General features: G+C 56.4%; 2 protein-coding genes. Both read left to right on the top strand.

The genetic code is table 11. The features are described from left to right. The coding region (locus C9991_RS16445) for a GLUG motif-containing protein (protein ID WP_106813549.1) at positions 1-1,265 on the top strand (1,265 nt) is incomplete at its 5' end. 63 nt (positions 1,266-1,328) lie between these two features. Further along, the coding region (locus C9991_RS16450; RefSeq protein WP_106813550.1) for a fimbrillin family protein at positions 1,329-2,595 on the top strand (1,267 nt) is incomplete at its 3' end.

Genomic DNA, 2,595 nt, shown 5'->3' on the forward strand with positions numbered 1-2,595 from the left:
GCACGGGATTCACGAGCGTCGCCAGTGCCACGGTGAGCCTCGTGAGCCTGTCCGCCGATAACGGCAACCCGACCGCCATCAAGACCTACAACGCAAGCGGCAACACCTACGAGGCACTGACTGCCCCGCAGACCGTTGCGGCAGGCAAGCCGTTCGTCAAGGTGGAACTCGGCGGCGGCACCTTCTACTTCCGCCCGCAGAACGACGTCGTATTAGAGGCTGGCAGCCGCTATAAATATACCGTTAAGGTGAACGCCACCGGCTTGACGTTAGAGGGTTGCACTATCGGTGACTGGGCTGACGGCGGCGGCGAGAGCGGCGAGGCTGAGGATTTGGGCTACATCTACGACAGCAACACCAAGACCTACACGGTCTATAACGCCAACGGCCTGATGAATATAGCCGAATTAGTGAACGGAGGTAAGAGCGACATTAACATTACCATCGACACTGACATTGACCTCACAGGCAAAGACTGGACACCGATAGGCACAGACTACGACAACTCATACAAAGGCACCTTCGACGGTGGCGGCCATACCATTACGGGGCTGACCTTTACGACAAATGACGAATATGCGGGTCTGTTCGGCTGGCTCAATAGAGCTGGTACGGTGAAGAACGTGGTGATGGAGGGCGTACAGATAACAAGCAATCAAATATATGGCGGCAGTATTGGCGGCGTGGTAGGATATAGCTGGGGCACCATTGAAAACTGCTCGGTGTCGGGCAGCGTCAGCGGCACGGTGTATGTCGGCGGTGTGGTGGGTGCTCAAATAGGCGGTTCCATCACCGGATGCAGTTCCTCTGCCACAGTGAAGGGAACGGTCGATGTCGGCGGCGTGGCAGGTCAGACGAATTCGAGTGCCACCCTGACCGCTTGCTATGCCACGGGCAACGTGACCATAGAAATAAACCCCGCAAAGAATATCGCTGGCGGCAGTCTGGTGGGAATGAACGCAGGAAGCAGCCTCCTTGCCTGCTATGCCACGGGCAACGTAACCAGTACGGGTAGTAGCACTGGCAAAGTACATATCGGCGGCTTTTTGGGAAATAACTACACCACCGTGACCGCCTGCTATTGGAAGAACAATCATGAACAAGGCATCGGCTACAATAGGGAAAGCACCAGAGCCACGAAGGTGGACGGCTCTGTCGTTACCTGGCAGAAAGCCGTCGATGCCATGAACACCGCCTTGCAGAACGCAGGCTCAAGGTGGCGTTACGAACTTAAAGGAGCATTGCCTACCTTGATGAAGCAGTAAACCGTCGGGCGGAAAAGTTCTGCCCGCAACGGAAAAAACCAGAGTAATAAAATAACAGATATTATGAGGATAAGATTTTTTGCACTTGCAGCGCTCGCCCTCTCACTCGCCGCCTGCACGCAGGATGAAGCGGGCTTCCTACCGGAAGGGGCGGAAGGCACCCCCATCGTCTTCACCGCCACGGGGCTGAATCCCGCCGCGACAGCCATCGCCGGCACCCGTGCCCCCGCGGATGGCAATTGGACGGGTGTGCAGAGCGTGGCAGTTCTGATGGACGGCATGGTGAAGACGTACAACGTGATGCCCTCCACCGCCGACCCCACCAGCGCCACGCTGACCTCCACCGACCCGTACTACTGGACCAACCACAACAACATCACCGTCACAGCGTGGTGGCCCTACACCGCTGGCGAGACAACCCCACCTGCGGTAAAGGTAAAAGCCAACCAAAGTGCCCAGAAAGACTTTGAGGGCAGCGACCTCATCGTAGCCGACGGACAGACGGTGACTTACGGTAGCCCCACGCTTCGCTTCACCCACCGCACGGCGCGAGTGACCATCGTTCTGACGGACTACACCGAGGGGCTGGCATCCGTGCAGCTGACGGGCCTCTCCACCGAGAATGGCAATCCGGATAAAATCACTCCGTATGACAAGGGCAGCAACACCTACACCGCCATCGTAGCCCCGCAAAGTGTGGCAGCTGGCACGACCTTCATTACCTGCACCTTCACTAACGGCAAGACCTTCGTTTATAAGATGAAGAATGCTACCGACTGGCAGGCGGGCGGTGAATATACCTACACTGTCTCCCTCGCTGCGGCAAAAGACCTGGGCTATACCATAGAGAGCAACGGCAGCTACACCGTGACCTCCGCCGATGGTCTGATGAATATAGCCAAATTAGTGAACGGCGGTAAGACCGACATTAACATTACCCTCGACAAAAACATCGACCTCACAGGTAAAGACTGGACGCCGATAGGCACAAGCGTTGATAACTCATACAAAGGCACCTTCGACGGCGGCGGCCATTCCATCACGGGGTTGACCTTTACGACAAATGACAAATATGCGGGTCTGTTCGGCTGGCTCAATAAAGCTGGTACGGTGAAGAACGTGGTGATGGAGGGCGTACAGATAACAAGCAATCAAATATATGGCGGCAGTATTGGCGGCGTGGCAGGATATAGCTGGGGCACCATTGAAAACTGCTCGGTGTCGGGCAGCGTCAGCGGCACGGTGTATGTCGGCGGTGTGGTGGGTGCTCAAATAGACGGTTCCATCACCGGATGCAGTTCCTCGGCCACAGTGAAGGGAATGGTCGATG

The sequence above is a fragment of the Prevotella merdae genome, assembly GCF_900290275.1.
GTDB lineage: Bacteria > Bacteroidota > Bacteroidia > Bacteroidales > Bacteroidaceae > Prevotella > Prevotella merdae.